Source organism: Halopseudomonas aestusnigri, from assembly GCF_002197985.1.
GTDB classification, from domain to species: Bacteria; Pseudomonadota; Gammaproteobacteria; order Pseudomonadales; family Pseudomonadaceae; genus Halopseudomonas; species Halopseudomonas aestusnigri.
In genome coordinates this window covers 252,254-270,230 of sequence record NZ_NBYK01000002.1, presented here as the reverse complement: position 1 = coordinate 270,230, position 17,977 = coordinate 252,254, and the positions used below count along the sequence as shown (strand labels likewise).

The window sequence follows — 17,977 nt, the reverse complement described above, 5'->3', positions numbered from 1 at the left end:
GTCGCTATTGCGGCAGAACTGGCGTATCGGATGGTATTTCGGCAAAACGGCTGAATGCCTGCGCGGCGGGAGATGGGTTCTTGGTTCGCCAGCGCACCAGGTACCAGCGATTCGGAATCGGAAAACCCTCCACATCAAGCTCGACCAAATTGCCAGGCGCGGTATGAATAAGGGTATGGCGTGACAGGATGGCGATGCCCAACCCTGCGGCGACAGACTCCTTGATCGCCTCATTACTTTCGATCGTCATCTGCGGACGCACAGTCCAGCCAAAACGGGCAAAGTGCTCCTCGATAGCCAGCCTGGTGCCCGATCCGGGTTCTCGGCTGAGGAAGGGCTCATCAACAAGCTGCTCCCAGCGCAGGCGTTTGCCGGCAAACCGATGCCCTGCAGGCGCAATAACCACCAGCGGGTTGTCAGCGAGAGGAACGACATCCAGATCAAGGTGTCTGGGTGGCTGGCTGAACACGTACAGATCATCCAGATTGCGTTCAAGGCGGCGAATGACCTCGGAGCGGTTGGCGATATTCAGCTCCACCTCGACCTGGGGATACTGGCGGCAGAACGGTCCCAGCAGGCGCGGTACCAGATACTTTGCCGTGGTGACGGCGCCCAGACGCAACTGCCCTGCAGTCAGGCCGTTAAGGTGGGCCAGGCGCATATCCAGGTGGTCCAGCGCTGCAAAAATCTGCCGGGCACCGGCCTGCACTTCTTTACCGGCATCGGTCAGATGCAGGCGCTTGCCAATCTGCTCGAACAGCTTCAAACCGAGCGATTGTTCCAGTTTGGCAATCTGTGTCGATACCGACGGCTGGGCCAGATGCAGCACGCGTGCCGCCTCCGTTACGCTGAGACGCTCGGCAACCAACAGAAAGGTTTCCAGCTGTCTGAAGGTCGTCTGGCGCGTGTGGAAATGCTGTCTTTTCATAGCTTTTTGACTATGGTTTCCTGCCAAATAATCTATTTTTTACTATAGCCATTACTGTTCAAACTGCACGCAAGATCCCTGCAAGGAGACCTTGCTCATGAACATCACTTTCGCCCGTCCAGCGCATCAAGCGGCCCAATCTCCGGCGCATTGCGTCGCTTTCCTGACCTGCCACGACAAGGCGCATCTGGTCTCCGATGCCCTGGCCCCGCTGGGTCTGGATGTCCAGCCGATCAGCAGCTACGACACCGATAATTTCGGCACCTTCAGCCGGGAAATACCGCGCCAGGGCAGTGCCCACGACACCGCACTTCGCAAGGCCAAACTGGCCTGTTCTCTGGCAGCAACGCGCTACGGTCTGGGCAGTGAGGGCAGCTTCGGCCCCGATCCGCATATTGGCTGGATGCCATGGAATTACGAGATCCTTTGCCTGTGGGACGACGAACGCCAGTATGCCCTCTACGTCATGGCCAGCTCGGGGGCTACCAATTATGCGCAGGGCGAGATCGACAGCCTGCAGGCCGCAGAATCCTTCATGCAAAGGACCCGCTTCCCTTCACATGCACTGATTCTCGGGCGACCGGATGAACCCTGGTTCCAGAAAGGCATCCGCGACCGCGACTGGTTGCTGGACAAGATCGCTACCCTGCTCACTCAGCACCCAGCGGTCTGGCTCGAAACCGACATGCGGGCCCACCTCAACCCCCTGCGCCAGCAGATGATCCGCGAGGCAGGCGAGCAACTGGCAAAACAGCTGGGCAGTCTTTGCCCTCGCTGCAGTGCGCCGGGCTACGCCATCGCACGCAGCGAGCCTGGCCTGTCATGTGCCGATTGCGACCTGAGCACTCCCCTGGCGGCGGCCTATATCTGGGAATGCCCCGCGTGCGAGTACCAGGAACGCATCGCTACCAGCCAACTGGCCGCCCCCGGGCACTGCGAACGCTGCAATCCGTGACGACAATGGCCGACCGGGCGCTCGGCCATACCCTTCCTGCATAAGCTGCAGCCAACATCATGCCGCACCCGGACAGATAACCAACTGCCCGAATTCCAGGCGCGCTGCACCGCTTGGCGGTACAGCGCGACCACCCCCTCTATTCAAACCCTGGCAGCGGCTGCCAGCCCCCGGCCGTGCGACGCTCCAGCCGCAGCGGCGTGCCATCCATGCGCAGCAATTCAAGCCAGCCATTGTGGACGAGGTCACGCACCGCCTGATGAGTGGCGATCACCTCATCGATCATCGCCCGGGGCGCTTCAATCACGGCCTGCAGCCGCAGCGGCCGATGCATCCACTGCTTGCCATCGTGCAGCGATTGTTTGGCCAGGCCGATCCGCAGATCGCCGCCGTTCCCCTCGAACACGCCGATATGCCCCCCCACCACGTTGTGAAGCAGCTTGTTGCCACTGCCGAACCGCAGGTTGTCAGTAGTGGACGTGAAGTACTGAAGGTTGATCCAGTGGGCTACCACCATCGGCGCGGTCATGATCAGCTCCAGCACCCCGCCGCCTTCGTCCTGACGCCAGTCATAGTCATGCAAAAAGGCACGCCCCTGCAGATCGATACCACGGGTTCTGGAACGCGGCGCGGCAATAAATGCCGCATTGCCGGCCAGCCCCCACTCCGGCCGGGTCTGGGCCCAGTCGCGCGCACGCCGGCGCAGGCGGCTCAACAACCTGTCAGGCTGGTCCTGCAGTGCTTCCATTCCAAGTCCGGCGGCTCGCTGCTGACGCACCTTGGCTGTGGCCGTCTCCAGCGCCTGACGCAATTGCTGCCAATTGGCCTGAAGGGCCGCCGGAATCGCTTCAGGGTCGAAAATCCGAATTTCGTCCGTGGTGGTATTGTGCAACCCGGCCAGAGCATGAAACTGGGGTGGCAGGTCGACGCCCCGCTCGCGCAGCTGTGCCTGCACAGCCGGTTCGTTGAACAGTCTGGCCAGCAGGCGCGCATTGACCTCGCCGCTTTGCCCGCAACAGGCGCCGCAATCCAGGCCCGCTGCCTGCGGGTTGTTACTGCTCTGACTGCCGTGTCCGAGTAACACAACCAGTGCCGGCACCGCTCCGCGAATCCCCATGGCCTTGAGAATACGCTCGGCCAGATCACCCTTCTGCGCTACTGTCATGGCCGGTAGCTGCGGTGCCAGCTGGGCCCACTCACGCGGCTGCAGAGCGCTGCGGTGCGGCTCAACGTCGTTGCCTGTTATCCCGAAGGTACGCCCCAGCAAAGCACCGGCGTATCCCAGTCCGATACTCTCAACCAGGGTAAAGGTTGAAGCGGGCAGTCGCTCGAACAGGCGCCAGCGGTCCCGGCGGGTCAAACGGCTCTGACGCAACAGGGTCAGATGCTGATCCCTTGCCGCATCGCCACTGCTGTCACTGACCTGGAGCTGAGGCGCCAGCAGACCGGGCAGCTGCGGGCGTGTCGCCCCTGTACCCAGCGGCGTGTAAGCAATCGGCAGCCCGAAAAAGCCGGCAAAGCCCGCCGTTTCAATTGCCGGACAGCTCTGTTCCAGCGCCCGCCGCATCGGCTCGGAACGCACGTCGATACAGAAGAACAGCTTGGCTACCGGAACCTCGGGCGTCGCTGACGGCTGCGTCTGACACAGCCGGTTATGCAACTGCTCCTGCCACGACAGTTCCTCGGCCCGCTGCCACAACTGCAAAGCGCGCCAGGCAGCCGATGGCGGCTGTTGCAGACGGGCCTGCCAGTCCGCACGCCACTGTTGCCAACGGCTGCCGTTGCCGCGCTGACGATCATCGACCAACGACTCCCAGGCCGCGCGGATTGCCAGCAGCGCCATGACGGAGTGATCGTCCTCCCCCTGCAATCGGGCCTGCCAGCGCAGATAGGCACACCAGGACGCCCAGCCCAGGCTGCGCAACAGCAAACAATCGAACCACAGGTGCCACTCATCCGGCTTGAGCCCAAGACGCTCCACCGCAAACGCCAGCGCGGCAAGCGGTTCGCAAGGCAGCTCTTCAATACGCTGATGCAGTTGCGGGCAGGCACTGAGCACACTCAATCCCCTGTCCTCCAGCATGCTGGCGCGCCAGGCCTGGTAAAGACCGGCGCTTTCGCCTGGGCGCCAGTCTGCCTGTTCGTGGTCGAACCAGGCCGCACAGCACTGACCAATCTGCTGATTGATCAGTACCGGCCAACCCGGCAGCGCAATACCGGGATCGGCCATATCCTCCAGCAGCGGCAGCCCGTTGAGGTCGGCCGGCGACTCATCCAGCGCCCGCAACAATTGCTCGACGCTGTGTGATCCACCCTGCTCGGTTTGCGCTTGCAGAAGATGGCGTTCGGCAATGACCCCGTCATGCCAGGCCCTGCGGTAGTCGTCGGGCTTGAGGGTCAGGCTGATACCTGCGCGCTGCCAGAGCTGCTCGGCGACGCTATGCCACGCCTGCTCCCTGCGCTCCCAAAGCGGGTTGACGGCGATCATGCGGTCCAGCGGCCAGGTCGGCGCTATCTTCGCACAAGACTGACGAACGGCATCGTGCAGGAGGTCCCGGTCGAGGCCGGTGAAGGATTCAAACGCGGTCATTGGCGATCTCCATGAGTCGGGGCAACAGGGTGCAGCGGGCGCGGAGGCCATACCCGGAAGGTCAGGCGGGTGAAGTGTTCATCAAGGGAGAAACCGGCGAATGCCAGGGGATACAGACGCTTGGCCAGTCCACCCGCAGGATTGGCCAGAATCTGGGCCTGAATCAGATACAGCGTCAGAAACAGCGCAACGGCGAAGCTGGTCAATGCGGCGGGCGCCGGGCTCAACTGCTGCGCCAGTATCCATCCGGCGATCTCATGCCAGAGCAGATAAGTGCCAAGCAGCAGGCAAAACATCAGCAGGCCGTACCCGAGCTGGCCGCGACGCAGGCACCAGGGTGCGAGACCAACGGCCAGGATGGCCAACGCTACCAGGGGCAATTGATGGCCCGGCAACAGGTTCGTCACGAACGCCTGCAGTGCAATCAGGACGCCGCCAGCCAACACAATGGCCACAAGCAGGCTGCTCAGCGCTGGAACCGGCACCTTCGGATGCAGCGCGTGATGACGCGCATGAGCTACCGTTTCTCCTGCTGCCAGGAAGGCATGGGCTTTATAGAGCGAGTGGGCCAGCAAGTGCACCAGCGCCAGTTCCCACAGCCCAAGCCCGCATTCGAGCAGCATCAGCCCCATCTGCGCACAGGTGGACCAGGCCAGGCGTACCTTGATGCTTACCCGCGTCATCATGACCAGTGCCGCCAGCATTGCGGTTAAACCGCCGACCACTACCAGCAGGGTCTGCGCCGGTACCGTTACGGAAAACAGCGGTGCGAAACGCAGCAGAAGAAAACCACCCAGATTGACTACGCCGGCATGCAGCAGAGCCGATACCGGCGTCGGCGCCTCCATTACCTGAATCAGCCAGCCATGCACCGGCAGCTGTGCCGACTTGAGAATCACCGCCATGGCAAGCAGCAGTGCGGCCAGCTGCATGTCCCAGCCAGGCTGACCATCGGCCTGCAAGCGCACGTCAAGCACCTGCAGGATGACGGCGATATTGCTGTCGCCCGCTGCTCGCACAAGCAGAACAGTCGCAATCAGCATGCAAATATCGGCAAGCCGGCTGGCGAGAAATTTCTTGTGCGCGACCACAATTGCCTGTGGCCGGTCGCGATAGAAGGTCAGCAACTGATGCAGGCACAGACTGGACAGGATCCAGGCACCCACCAGCAGATAAAGGTCGGTGCTGGTCACCACTGTAGCTACGCAGGCCAGGGTCCCCAGCAGTGAGAGCACGTAGCGTCGCTGCCCTGCCTCACCCTCCAGGTAGCGATGGGAATACTCGACGATCACCATGGCCAGCAGACCAATCAGACCTGTCATCAATAACCCGAGGCGATCATTGCGTAGCCCATCAAAGGCTGCCTCAAATCCGGCCATGACGACAAACAGCAGGGCCAGAACAGCCGCGAAGCGTGCGGGCAACCACAAAGCCCGCACGGAGCGTGCGAGGGCAACCGGCAGCAGCGCCGCCGCATAGATCATCGGCAGCAACTGAAGCAGGGAAATGGACAAACTCGGCATGAAAGGCACTCCGCAACAACGTGACTGGCCAAGTGTCGGGGAGTGCTTGAAATAATAAAAATAGATAGATAAGAATGGATTATTAACTTAAAGAGAATGAAATTGATGCGTCGACTGAATTTCCACCACCTGCACTACTTTTGGGCCGTTGCCAAAGAAGGCAATCTGACACGTGCTGCCGAAAGCCTGCATGTATCCCAGTCAGCCCTGTCGACCCAGATCCGCGCGCTGGAAGATCAGTTGGGCCATGCACTCTTCCTGCGCGCCGGGCGGAGCCTGCAGCTCACCGAAGCAGGCCAACTGGTGCTTGATTACGCCGAAAACATCTTTGCCCTTGGCAGCGAACTGCAAACCACACTGCAAAGCAGCCGGCAGGCCAGCAGGATCTTGCGTATTGGTGCGGTGGCTACGCTGTCGCGGAACTTCCAGGAAAACCTGCTGCGACCCTTTCTCGGTCGTGACGATCTGCGCATCACGCTGGAATCCGGCAGCATCGATGACCTGCTCGAGCGCCTCACCGTGCATAAACTGGACGTCGTGCTTACCAACAAGGCGGTGAGTGCAGATAACCAGCGCAGCTGGCAATGTCGCCGGCTCGCCCGTCAGGCAGTGTGCCTGATCGGCCCGCCCCGCAAGCATGCAACCCCGTTTGATCTGCAGCGCGATCTGCAACGGGTGCGCCTGATCGTTCCAGGCCCCAGCAGCGATGTGCGCAGCCAATTCGAGGTGTACTGCAACAGCAACGGCCTCAAACCGACCATATGTGCAGAAGTGGATGACATGGCTATGCTGCGCCTGCTTGCCAGGGATTCCGGTGACGTTGCCCTGCTGCCGGCGGTCGTCGTGCAGGACGAGCTGCGCAGCGGCGCGCTGCAACTCTACGCCGAGGTACCCGACGTTGCCGAGCAATTCTTTGCGGTCACCCTGGAGCGCCAATTCAGGCTGCGTATTCTGGACGAGCTGCTCCAGCAGGCAGCGCAGGAAGCGTGACCGGCTCTGACCACTCCCTGCTCAGAAACACAAGAACCCGGCGAAGTCCCGCCCGCCTGCAGCAAAGTCGGGCGGGCGGCAGCTGATTGTGGCCAGTACGGGTGCCACCGCGGCATCTCCGGCTGCCAGTCAGAACAAGCCGGACATACTCCGGCGCTAGAATACAGTGCTGATCAGATAGGTCGTGTAGGCCACATAGGCTGTCATTAACGCAGCCCCTTCCACACGGTTGATACGCCCGGCGCTGCGAAATCCGTAGCCGATAATAAACAGCGATACGGTCAGCGCAATCATCACCAGCATGTCTCGGTTGAATACCTCCGGCCCGACAGACAATGGATGAATCATGCCTGCGATGCCAACCACAGCCAGGGTATTGAAGAGATTTGAGCCCAGAATGTTGCCAAGGGCGATATCGTGCTCGCCTTTGCGAGCCGCGATAACCGAAGACGCCAGCTCAGGCAGCGACGTGCCCACCGCAACGATTGTCAGGCCGATTATCAGGTCACTCACGCCAAACACGTGTGCGATCTCGACGGCACCCCAAACCAGGATCCGGGAACTGACTATCAGCAGTACCAACCCCAGAATCAGCCAGTAAACCGCCCGGCGAATTGGCATGACGCTCTGGTCCAGCTCCTGCTGCATTTCGCTTCCCAGCGCATCACTCTGCTTGCGCAGCCCCTGCCAGATGGTCCAGGCCATCAAGCCGGCAAACACGCACAGCAATATGACGGCGTCGAGTCGGGAGATATGACCATCCCATAACTGCCATGCAGCCAGCGCAGTCACCGCCGTCAGAATCGGCAACTCCTTGCGAAGCACCTGCGAATGGACGGCAATAGGACTGATCAACGCGGTCACACCGAGGATCAGGGCGATGTTGGTTATGTTTGAGCCATACGCGTTGCCCAGCGCGATCCCCGGGTTACCCTGAGAGGCTGCCAGCGCCGATACCACCATCTCTGGGGCCGATGTACCGAACCCCACGATCACCATGCCGATCAGAAGCGGCGGCATACCGAAATGGCGAGCGGTTGAAGCCGATCCTTCGACGAAACGATCAGCACTCCAGACAAGAAGAACCAAACCCAGAACAACAGCAATGATTGCCAGCGTCATATAGACATTTAACTCGTTGAGAAAATAGAGGGTTATCGACAACGAACAAAACTGCAGATACTGCCAGCGTGCCACGTGCCTGCATCATCCGGCACACGAACGGCCGCTGGTCCACGCCAAGCTATCAGAAGACAGGAACAAATCACATACAGCGCCACCCATACCGTATCGAAATAATGGATAGCCATGCCTGGATACAACAAAGCCCCTGTATACGGGGCTTAAGGACGGAAGGTGGCAGAGGAACAGACCGGGTAATTCGGTGCACGATGCCCCCCCACTACGCGGCCGGCATGGCAGAGTAATAACCCTCCTCGCCTGCAACACGGAGTCGATCGAGCCAGATATCTCAGCGCGAACTCTCGTGAAAAACAAAAAACCCGGCACAAGGCCGGGTTCTTTGTTTGTGTGGCGGAGGGACAGGGATTCGAACCCTGGGAAGGCTTTCACCTTCGCCGGTTTTCAAGACCGGTGCATTCAACCGCTCTGCCATCCCTCCACGGCCGGCAATGTTACTGGAAATCCCTGCTGAGTCAATGGGGTAGACGCACAGAGTTCAGATAATTCCATTGCCCGCCCGGCGCTTACAGCGCTGCCAGTGCGGCTTCGTAGTCTGGCTCTTGGCCAATTTCGCTGACCAGCTCGCTGTACAGTACGTTGTCGTCTTCATCCAGAACCACAACAGCGCGCGCGGTCAGGCCGGCCAGCGGGCCATTTTCGATGTCGACGCCGTAGTTGCGGACAAACTCGCGACCACGCAGGGTGGACAGGTTGATGACATTGTCCAGACCTTCGGCACCGCAGAAACGAGCCTGTGCAAACGGCAGATCGGCGGAGATGCACAGCACAACGGTGTTTTCCAGGCTGCTGGCCTTGGCGTTGAAGGTGCGGATGGAGGTGGCGCAAACCGGCGTGTCGACGCTGGGGAAGATGTTGAGGATCTTGCGCTTGCCGGTCAGGCTGGACAGGCTGACGTCGGACAGGTCCTTGGCAACCAGCGTGAAGGCCGGAGCCTTGTCGCCCTTGACCGGGAAGGTGCCGCCGATGGAGATGGGATTACCGCGCAGAGTAACGCTGGACATAATGACTCCTTCAATGTGCCGTGGCACAGCATGGGTGTTCAAATGAACGGGCCGCTGAACGCCACCCGCCCGGAAATCAGAAGTCGATACGATAGAAGAAATCCAGCGAGCTGGCAAAGCCGCTGACCGCTTCAAGGTATAACCGTCGTGACAGCTCATAGCGCAGCGCCAGATTGTTGGACGGCTCAAACACGCCCACACCATAGCGCACGCTGAGCTTGTCGGTGAGGCTGCCGCTGGCAACGACCTGGGTATCAACGCCCTGCCCTTCGGACTCGACCACAAAATCCTCCAGCCCCAGAGCGTCACCGATATGCCGGGTGATCGGCGCCGCGCCTGCAAGCCCAAGACCCAGAGCTGCCTGCCCCAGCATGTTGCTGTCCCCTTCCTGCCCCAACGGACGCCCCAGCATCAGATACGCCATGGCTTCCTGCTGTGACATGCCGGGCTCCGAGAATACCCGAGTGGTGGGCGCCCGAGCGTTACCGGTCACGCGCAGGCCGGCGATGACGTCGTCCACCCGGCGAATCGCTTCGATATTCAGATAGGGCTGACTGAGTGGCCCGGAGAACAGCAACAGTGCGCGGCGCAGCCTGAGGTCCTGACCCAGACGACGGAATTCGCCATCCAGTATCTGCAGATCACCATTGGCATTCAGGTTTTCCTGTACTTCCAGCTGACCTTTCAGACGACCCTTGAGGCCGAAGGCATTGAGCCTGAGCTGATCACCTATGATCAACCTGACCCTGGCGGTAATACCGAGCTCCTCGGTGACGGCGGGCGCTTGCTGGCCAACAATAACCGTATCAGGTGAAACCCGGACCGCGCTGGCTGGCAACTCGCGCACCAAAATATCCCCCTCCGGAACCGCCAGCTCGCCGCCAACATGCAGATTGCCGCCACTCAGGCTGATATCGAGCGCAGGAGCCACCAGCACGCGGGCATAGGGCTCAACGGTGACCGGCAGATCGTGCCCGTTCAACTGCAGGGCAACGTCCAGCGGTGCCCAGCCGACGGTCCCTTGCAGTGCCCCTTCGCCCTTTTCACCGCTGCGCCAGCGCCCGTCGATATTCAGCCGTTGCCCATCAATGGCTATGTCGGCCTCAAGCTGCTCCAGACTAATGGGCAGGTTCGGCCCGCTTACCAGCCCATCGCGTAGCGTCAGCAGACCGGTCGCCACCGGAGCGCGCAACACGCCGGACAGTTGGCCGTCACCATTGAGGGTCGCCCGCAATTGCTCGACATTCGGCAGGAAGGGGCGCAGAAAGTCGAGCTTCAGGCCTTCTAGCTGATAGCGACCGCTCAACTGCTGCATGCCCGCAGGGTCGCGCACGTCAGCGTCGATTGCCAGCCGGCCGATCACATCGCTGCGCAATTCGAATTGTGCGGTGGCGGTTTTTGCTTGCAGTTCACTGGTCAGCTGCAGACGCTGGTAAGGAAAGGCCAGGGTCTCACGACCATCATCAACGGTAATAACGCCGTCATCCGACCCCAGCCGAATATCTGCCATGGGCGCTCTGCCCGCTTTCTGCTGCAGCGTAAGCTGGCCGTCAAGCAGGCCTTCCCAGTCAAAGTCCTCCGGCAGCCAGGCGGCAAGATCCGCCAGATTGAACGCTCTCAACGCAACGTCCAGCTGGCGATCCGGCATCAGCGTCTGCTCGCCTCTGAAGCAGAGCTCTGCATCGGACTGACGCCAGCAGTGCCCAGCCAGCTGAAGCCGCCCTGCGGCCAGTTGGTAGCGAAGCGCTGCTGGTGTTGCCTGCAACAGCTCAAGATGCTCGAAACGCAGCACACCCTGGCTCAACTCCCCCTGCCAGGCGACATCCGACAGGCTGCCCGACACTGACAGTTCAGCCTCGGCGACGCCGCCCAGCAGGCGCAGCTGCAACTCATGCCCGGCCCGCTCGCCACTCGCGGTCAGTTGCAGATTGCCGAGCGCAGTATCAGCGCTGCGCAGTTGATCCGCCGACAGGTTCAGGGACAGCGGCAGGCGGTCGCTCAGGGTAGTGTCAGCTTGTACGGCAAGCCTGTCGATACGAAGGTCGTCATAGCCCAGTTGCTCGCCATTGACGGCTACCCTGATCTGCGGTGCATCACGACTGCCGGCAAGCTGCAACTCGCCCTCGATCATGCCTCTCAGACCGGGCCAAAGTGTTTTCATCTCGTTGAGCTGCAGACTCAGCTGGCCATTGACCTCGGGGCCCCACTGTCCCTGGCCGGCTATCCGGTTGCTGCCCTGCAACAGACGCAGCCCGGAGATCGACCACACCTCAGCATGCTTGTTCAGGGCGCCGGCGAATTGCAGCGGCTCATTCCGTACCTCGCCCTGCACGCTCCAGTCTGACGCCAGTTGCAGCTGCTGGTTCTCAAGGGTGCCAGTGCTGTTAAGCTGGCCATTCAAGCGCCCTGGCAAGGTGGCAACAAAGATACCCGGGTCGATACCATCCAGCTCGAACCGACCGTCCCACCTGAGCACCGGCTGCAACCCCAGCTGCAGAGTCCCGGTAGCGTTGCCCGCAGCCGTCGACAGACTGAGCGGACTGATCTGCAGAGCCTGCTGATCCCCGCTGACCTGCGCCCCAACAATGACCTGCTGCCCGGCGACTCCGGTCAGCTCGCCGTCCAGCCGGGCATCAATTTTCCCCGAGCGCAGACTGGCGGCAGCAGCCAACTGCTGAAGTACCACCTCGCCGGTGTCGACCGGGTAAAGCGATTGCCAGGGAAACCGGTCCAGCGCCAGCTTGACGTCTGCCTCAAGTTCGCCGCGCCAGTTGGCTGTGCCGCTGAGGGAGAGTTGACGGGCCGGCTCGTCGACAACCGACAGCACCAGTGCCAGTTGATCAATACCGACGGTTGTCGCCAGTGCACTCAGGGTCAGGTCAACCTCGCCGTTCGCGGCGGGCAAGCGGGCATCGGCCTGCAGCGCATAACCGTTTTCCAGGTTGCCCTCCAGCTCAAGCACGAGCCCCTTAAGCGTCAGCGTCTCCGGCAAGCTGCGTAGCGGCAGGAAGTCCTCGCCACGCCAGTGCAAGCGGGCCGGATAACCTGCCTCAAACAGGTTTGCCTCGAGATTCAGCTGACCCGCGAGATAGCCTCGGCTATCGGCCTGCAACTGCAGCTCACGCAGGTCGCCGCCTGCCTTGAGCCGCATACGCCAGTCACGCTGATCGACCGCAGGTAGCGTCAGGTCCGCATTCAGCTCAAGCGGCCAGTCATCCTGCATCCGCACATACCCGTCCAGTCGCCAGCGCAGGTCCGGCCCTTCACCGCTGAACGTCTGCACGACCAATTTGTCATCGCGCCCAAAGGCAACCAGGTCGAGATCCCGCAGCAAGGCCGTCTCGCCATCCAGCGACAGGGTGCCCAGATGGAGCCGACCGACCTCCAGCGCGACAGGCAGCTGCACGTCGGGCAGGGTCAGAACGGACGTCCCCTCGGTCGCTTCACTGGCGCGGGCTATGATGCTGACCTTGTCTGCTGACAGACTATCAATACACAGCGTCGCACCGAACAGGCAGGAGGGGCTCCATTGCATTGCCAGCCGATCAATACCGATGTCGACGCTATCGTCCTGCCAGCGCACGCTGCCGAACGACCAGCCACGCCAGAGGTTGCCCTGCTCGAAGGCCAGTGACAGCTGCGGCAGGTGGTTGTCTGCCTGCTCGAACAGCCAGCGGTTCACCGCGTCACTGGACAGCAGCAGGCCCAGCAGCAACGGCAGCGCCAGCAGGATAACCAGCCCGCGCAGCAAGGCCTTGAGCAGAAAGCGCATCACAACTCAGGCCCCATCGAAAAGTGAATCTTGAAACCCACGTCCGGGTCCGACAGTGAGCGTGCCAGATCAAAGCGGATGGGGCCGATGGGCGACGCCCAGCGGATGCCGACACCCACGCTGGTTTTCAGCGGATCTGTCAGCGAATCCACCGCGTTGCCATGGTCGACAAAGGTTGCCGCGCGCCAATTGTGGATGAACTCGTACTGGTACTCGGCGCTGGAAGCCATCAGATAGCGCGCACCGATGGTTTCGCCTGTGCTGTCGACCGGCGACAGGCTCTGATAGTCATAGCCGCGAATGCTCTGGTCGCCGCCGGTAAAAAATCGCAGTGACGGCGGGATACTGGCAAAGTCGTTGGTAGCAACAGCCCCAAGCGCGACCCGGCCCAGAAAACGATGCCGCTCAAATACCGTATGGAGCCCCTTGAGCTGGCCCATGACACGGGCAAAGTCCACGGTCGACAACGCCCCCTCCTTGGCCCCCTGAACATCCAGCAACATGCTGTAGCCGCTCTGCGGGTCCATCCCGCCGGTGGAGTGCGTGCGCTGCAGCACCAGACTGGGAATCAGCATCGTGGCGGTTCCGCTGTCATCACCAAGCGAGAAGACCTCCTGCTGCAAACGCAGGCCAACACTGCGCTGCCAGCCGCTTTCAAGACGCTTGTTGACCTCGGCACCGAGCGCAAAACTGTGGGTCTGAACGTCGTCAATATCTTCCTTCTGCCAGCCGACGAAATAGCGCAGGTGGTGGGTGATCGGGTCATCCAGCGGCACCTGGTAGAAGGCACTGAGCTCCTGACGCGGCAGCGACAGCTCCATACTGGCCCCGCGACTGTGGCCCTGAGGATTGATCCAGTGCTGGTCCCAGGTCATTCGCGCCCGGGCGCCGACATCCGTGGAATAACCGCCACCAAAGCCGAGCGAGTTGGGATCACGCTCGGTGATTTCCACCTCGACCGGTACCTGCTCGCCAACCGCCTGGTCGGCCGGAGCGGTCACCAGCACGCCACTGAAGTAGCCACTGGAGAGCAAATCCTGGTTAAGCTTGCCGACCAGATCCGCGTCATAAGGTGCGCCGGCCTCGAACGGCACCATGCGCGCCAGCAGGTCATCACTGAACTGGGTTTCGGAAAAATGAACAGGCCCGAAGCGGTAACGCGGGCCGGTGTCGTAACGGATATCGACGTCTGCCTTGCCCTGCTCTGGGTCGACGCGAAGCTCGCGCTTGAGGTACTGCCCCTTGAAGTAACCGTAGCGCAGCGCACGGTTGCTTATGCGTGTCTTGAGTGTTTCGTATTGCCCATGATTGAGCACCTGCCCTTCGCGCAGCAGATCACTGACACCCAGCGCAAAGGCCGGCGTTGAAGCACCAGCGCCGAGCACCTGAACATCCACCCGGTCCAGCCGCACCGGCTCACCCGATTCGACGCGCACATTCAGCACGGGGTCGTCTTCGGGGCCGCTGATGGTCAACTCGTTGCGGGTCTGATAGTAGCCCAGCGCCTGGGCTGCGAGTGTTGCCTGCTGATCGAGATAACGTAACTGGCGCGCCATCTCGGCATGGCTGCCGGCTTCAACCGGACCGATATAGGCTTCGATATTTTCACGCAAGGCCCTTTTTGCAGGCTCGACTGTGACCTTGACCCCGGCCTGCGCTGCAGACACGGCAAAGACAAGAGACAACAGTGAAAAGGCGCGACGCATGAGCTCCATCCCGGCAAGTTTTCGCAACCCGAATGCTAACATGCCAGGCCTCTTGGCGGGTCCCAAATCCGCTCTGTTTAGGCTACCCTAGCGGCCACTGACTGCTCTGAAGCCGAGCAGCCGCATACCGACTTGCCAGGACATGCCCATGAAGATCGTCTCGTTCAACATCAATGGCCTGCGGGCTCGACCGCACCAATTGCAGGAGCTGGTGAGCCGCCACAACCCGGATGTCATCGGGCTGCAGGAAACCAAGGTTGACGATCCGCAGTTTCCGCTGGCCGCTGTCGAAGCGCTGGGTTACCACGTTGCCTTTCACGGTCAGAAGGGTCACTACGGTGTTGCCCTGCTGACCCGCCAGAAACCGCTGTGGGTGCGCAAGGGGTTTCCAACTGATCAAGATGATGCCCAGCGCCGAATGATCAGCGCCGCCATCCCCTGCGCCGATGGCGAGCCATTGATTGTACTCAATGGCTACTTCCCGCAAGGCGAAAGCCGCGATCATCCGGTCAAGTTCCCGGCCAAGGAGAAGTTCTATGCCGATCTGCAGAGCCACCTGGAGGGCGAGTTCACGCCGGATCAACGCATTGCCATCATCGGCGACATGAACATTTCCGATACCGACGCCGATATCGGCATTGGCCCGGACAACGCCAAGCGCTGGCTGCGTGCCGGCAAATGCAGCTTTCTGCCGGAAGAGCGCGACTGGATGGCGCGCCTCAAGGGCTGGGGGCTGGTGGACACCTTCCGCCACCTTAATCCCGAGTCGGATCGCTACAGCTGGTTCGACTATCGCAGCCGCGGCTTTGAAGACACGCCCAAGCGCGGCTTGCGCATTGATATGGTGCTGGCAAGCCGGGCGCTGGCCGAGCACTGCGTGGAAAGCGACATCGACTACGACATACGCGGCATGGAAAAACCCTCCGACCACGCACCAATCTGGGCTCGTTTCAGCGTCTGATCGAGACAAAAAAAGACCGGCACATGCCGGTCTTTTTCATAGCGGATGCCTTCAGGCGACTTCCGCCTCCGGCACCTCGATTTCCAGCTCGCCGTCGCGCAGCGTGACATGCACCGTACCGCCCTGCTCGGCCAGTTCGCCAAACAGAATCTGCTCGGCCAACGGGCGCTTGATCTTGTCCTGAATCAAACGTGCCATCGGCCGCGCGCCCATCAGCGGATCATAGCCATGCTCGGCCAGCCAGTTGCGGGCGTCTTCGTCCACATCCAGCAGTACGTGCTTGTCTTCCAGCTGGGCCTGCAGTTCGGTGAGGAACTTGTCGACCACGAACTTGATGCTTTCGTGGGTCAGACGGCCAAACTGGATGATGGCATCCAGACGGTTACGGAACTCCGGTGTAAAGGCTTTCTTGATGATTTCCATGCCATCGGTGCTGTGATCCTGCTTGGTAAAGCCGATCGAGGCACGCGACATGGTTTCGGCACCGGCGTTGGTGGTCATCACGATGATCACATTGCGGAAATCCGCCTTGCGCCCGTTGTTGTCGGTCAAGGTGCCGTGGTCCATCACCTGCAAAAGCAGGTTGAAGACTTCAGGATGCGCCTTCTCGATTTCATCAAGCAGCAATACGCAATGCGGGCTCTTGGTAACTGCTTCGGTCAGCAGACCGCCCTGATCGAAACCGACGTACCCCGGAGGCGCGCCGATCAGACGGGAGACCGTATGCCGCTCCATGTACTCCGACATGTCAAAGCGCAGCAGTTCTACCCCAAGGCTCTTGGCGAGCTGCCGGGTCACCTCGGTCTTGCCCACGCCGGTTGGACCGGCAAACAGGAAGGAACCAATCGGTTTATCCGCCGATTTCAGCCCTGCCCGCGACAGCTTGATCGCGGTCGCCAGAGCATCGATAGCGCTGTCCTGACCGAATACCACCAGCTTGAGGTCGCGCTCCAGATTCTTCAGCAGTTCCTTGTCATTGGAGGACACGTGCTTGGGCGGAATCCGCGCGATCTTGGCAACAATCGCCTCGACTTCGGCAACGTCGATGAACTCCGGGCGGTTTTCCGGCAGCTGCAGGCGCTGATAGGCGCCAGCCTCGTCGATCACGTCAATCGCCTTATCCGGCATGTGGCGGTCATTGATATACCGACTGGCCAATTCAGCCGCCGCTTTCAACGCCTCATCGGTATAGCGAATACCGTGGTGCTCCTCGAAGCGGCTCTTGAGCCCCTTGAGAATCTGAATGGTGTCACTGACCGACGGCTCGACCACGTCAACCTTCTGGAAGCGACGCGCCAGCGCACGATCCTTCTCGAAAATGCCGCGAAATTCCTGGAATGTGGTCGACCCGATGCAGCGAATCTCACCGGACGACAGCAGCGGCTTGAGCAGATTCGACGCATCCATCACGCCACCTGAAGCGGCGCCAGCACCGATGATGGTGTGGATTTCATCGATAAACAAAATCGCATGCGGGCGTTTCTTGAGCGCCTTGAGCAGCGCCTTGAAACGCTTCTCGAAGTCACCGCGATACTTGGTACCCGCCAGCAACGCACCCAGATCCAGGGAGTAGACCACGGCCTCGGAAAGCGTATCCGGCACTTCGCCATCGACAATACGCTTGGCCAACCCCTCGGCGATGGCAGTCTTGCCGACACCAGCCTCACCAACCAGCAGCGGGTTATTCTTGCGACGACGCATAAGAATCTGCGCAACGCGCTCGACTTCCGAGGCACGCCCAACCAGCGGATCGATCCGGCCCTTGCGCGCCATCTCATTCAGATTACTGGCGTAGGCCTCCAGCGGATTGCTGGCAGTAGCGCCCTCTGCGGTTTCTTCATCCATGGACTCCTGCTCGTCACCGAGCTGCTCGGCATCACTCTGAACCTTGGAAATGCCGTGCGAGATGAAGTTGACGATGTCGATACGCGCAATCTGCTGCTGCTTGAGGAAAAACACAGCCTGACTTTCCTGCTCGCTGAAAATCGCGACCAGAACATTTGCTCCGCTCACCTCGCCCTTGCCGGAGCTCTGTACGTGGAATACCGCGCGCTGCAGCACGCGCTGAAAGCCCAGCGTTGGCTGGGTCTCACGCTCCTGATCCTGCTTCGGGATCAGCGGCGTCGTGGAGTCAATAAATTCAGTCAGTTCTCGCCGCAGGCGTTCCAGATCCGCACCACAGGCGTTGAGCACTTCGATCGCTGCCTGGTTGTCCAGCAGCGCCAGCAACAGGTGTTCAACGGTCATGAATTCATGCCGTTTGTTGCGCGCATCCTTGAACGCCAGGTTCAGGGTGATCTCGAGATCTCTATTGAGCATGTTGCCACCTCGTATGCGATGCAATTCGC

At 60.9% G+C, this 17,977-nt stretch carries 11 protein-coding genes and 1 tRNA gene; 3 read left to right on the top strand and 9 right to left on the bottom strand.

Annotated elements, in window-relative coordinates; all coding sequences use genetic code 11:
• Positions 1-4 precede the first annotated feature (4 nt).
• Positions 5-928, bottom strand: coding sequence for a LysR family transcriptional regulator (locus B7O88_RS05315; protein ID WP_088274169.1), 924 nt, complete (start codon positions 926-928; stop codon positions 5-7).
• A 97-nt stretch (positions 929-1,025) separates the two neighbouring features.
• On the opposite strand from B7O88_RS05315, the gene B7O88_RS05310 reads away from it, so the two are divergent.
• Positions 1,026-1,883, top strand: a complete 858-nt coding sequence (locus B7O88_RS05310) for a DUF6671 family protein (RefSeq protein WP_235005737.1) — start codon at positions 1,026-1,028, stop codon at positions 1,881-1,883.
• 139 nt (positions 1,884-2,022) lie between these two features.
• Here the strand turns inward: B7O88_RS05310 and B7O88_RS05305 are convergent, their stop codons facing one another.
• Together B7O88_RS05305 and B7O88_RS05300 are read right to left on the bottom strand one after the other, a co-directional pair.
• Positions 2,023-4,473 carry a YbcC family protein gene (locus tag B7O88_RS05305; RefSeq protein WP_088274168.1) on the bottom strand — a complete coding sequence of 817 codons (2,451 nt, stop codon included), beginning with the start codon at positions 4,471-4,473 and terminating at the stop codon, positions 2,023-2,025.
• Complete coding sequence (locus tag B7O88_RS05300; RefSeq protein WP_088274167.1) at positions 4,470-5,996, bottom strand: NADH-quinone oxidoreductase subunit L; 1,527 nt, start codon at positions 5,994-5,996, stop codon at positions 4,470-4,472. Before B7O88_RS05300 ends, B7O88_RS05305 begins: the two co-directional genes overlap by 4 nt.
• 105 nt (positions 5,997-6,101) lie before the next feature.
• Between B7O88_RS05300 and B7O88_RS05295 the strand changes: the two genes are divergently transcribed.
• A complete protein-coding gene (locus tag B7O88_RS05295) occupies positions 6,102-6,986 on the top strand; it encodes a LysR family transcriptional regulator (RefSeq protein WP_088274166.1) in 885 nt (294 codons plus the stop codon).
• Positions 6,987-7,142: 156 nt separating this feature from the next.
• On the opposite strand, the gene B7O88_RS05290 is transcribed toward B7O88_RS05295, so the two are convergent.
• The 5 genes from B7O88_RS05290 to B7O88_RS05270 form a co-directional block, all read right to left on the bottom strand.
• Positions 7,143-8,108, bottom strand: a complete 966-nt coding sequence (locus B7O88_RS05290) for a calcium/sodium antiporter (RefSeq protein ID WP_088274335.1) — start codon at positions 8,106-8,108, stop codon at positions 7,143-7,145.
• Positions 8,109-8,517: 409 nt separating this feature from the next.
• Positions 8,518-8,607, bottom strand: a tRNA-Ser gene (locus B7O88_RS05285).
• An 85-nt stretch (positions 8,608-8,692) separates the two neighbouring features.
• A complete protein-coding gene (gene tpx / locus B7O88_RS05280; RefSeq protein ID WP_088274165.1) occupies positions 8,693-9,190 on the bottom strand; it encodes a thiol peroxidase in 498 nt (165 codons plus the stop codon).
• 76 nt (positions 9,191-9,266) lie between these two features.
• Positions 9,267-12,962 carry a translocation/assembly module TamB domain-containing protein gene (locus B7O88_RS05275; protein ID WP_088274164.1) on the bottom strand — a complete coding sequence of 1,232 codons (3,696 nt, stop codon included), beginning with the start codon at positions 12,960-12,962 and terminating at the stop codon, positions 9,267-9,269.
• Positions 12,962-14,668: an autotransporter assembly complex protein TamA gene (locus tag B7O88_RS05270; RefSeq protein WP_328587506.1), complete on the bottom strand. Its 1,707-nt coding sequence runs from the start codon at positions 14,666-14,668 to the stop codon at positions 12,962-12,964. The genes B7O88_RS05275 and B7O88_RS05270 overlap by 1 nt, the downstream gene beginning before the upstream one ends.
• Positions 14,669-14,816: 148 nt before the next feature.
• Between B7O88_RS05270 and xthA the strand changes: the two genes are divergently transcribed.
• Positions 14,817-15,629, top strand: coding sequence for an exodeoxyribonuclease III (gene xthA / locus B7O88_RS05265; RefSeq protein WP_088274162.1), 813 nt, complete (start codon positions 14,817-14,819; stop codon positions 15,627-15,629).
• Positions 15,630-15,680: 51 nt separating this feature from the next.
• Here xthA and clpA read toward each other — a convergent pair whose 3' ends face one another.
• A complete protein-coding gene (gene clpA / locus B7O88_RS05260) occupies positions 15,681-17,948 on the bottom strand; it encodes an ATP-dependent Clp protease ATP-binding subunit ClpA (RefSeq protein WP_088274161.1) in 2,268 nt (755 codons plus the stop codon).
• Positions 17,949-17,977 lie beyond the last annotated feature (29 nt).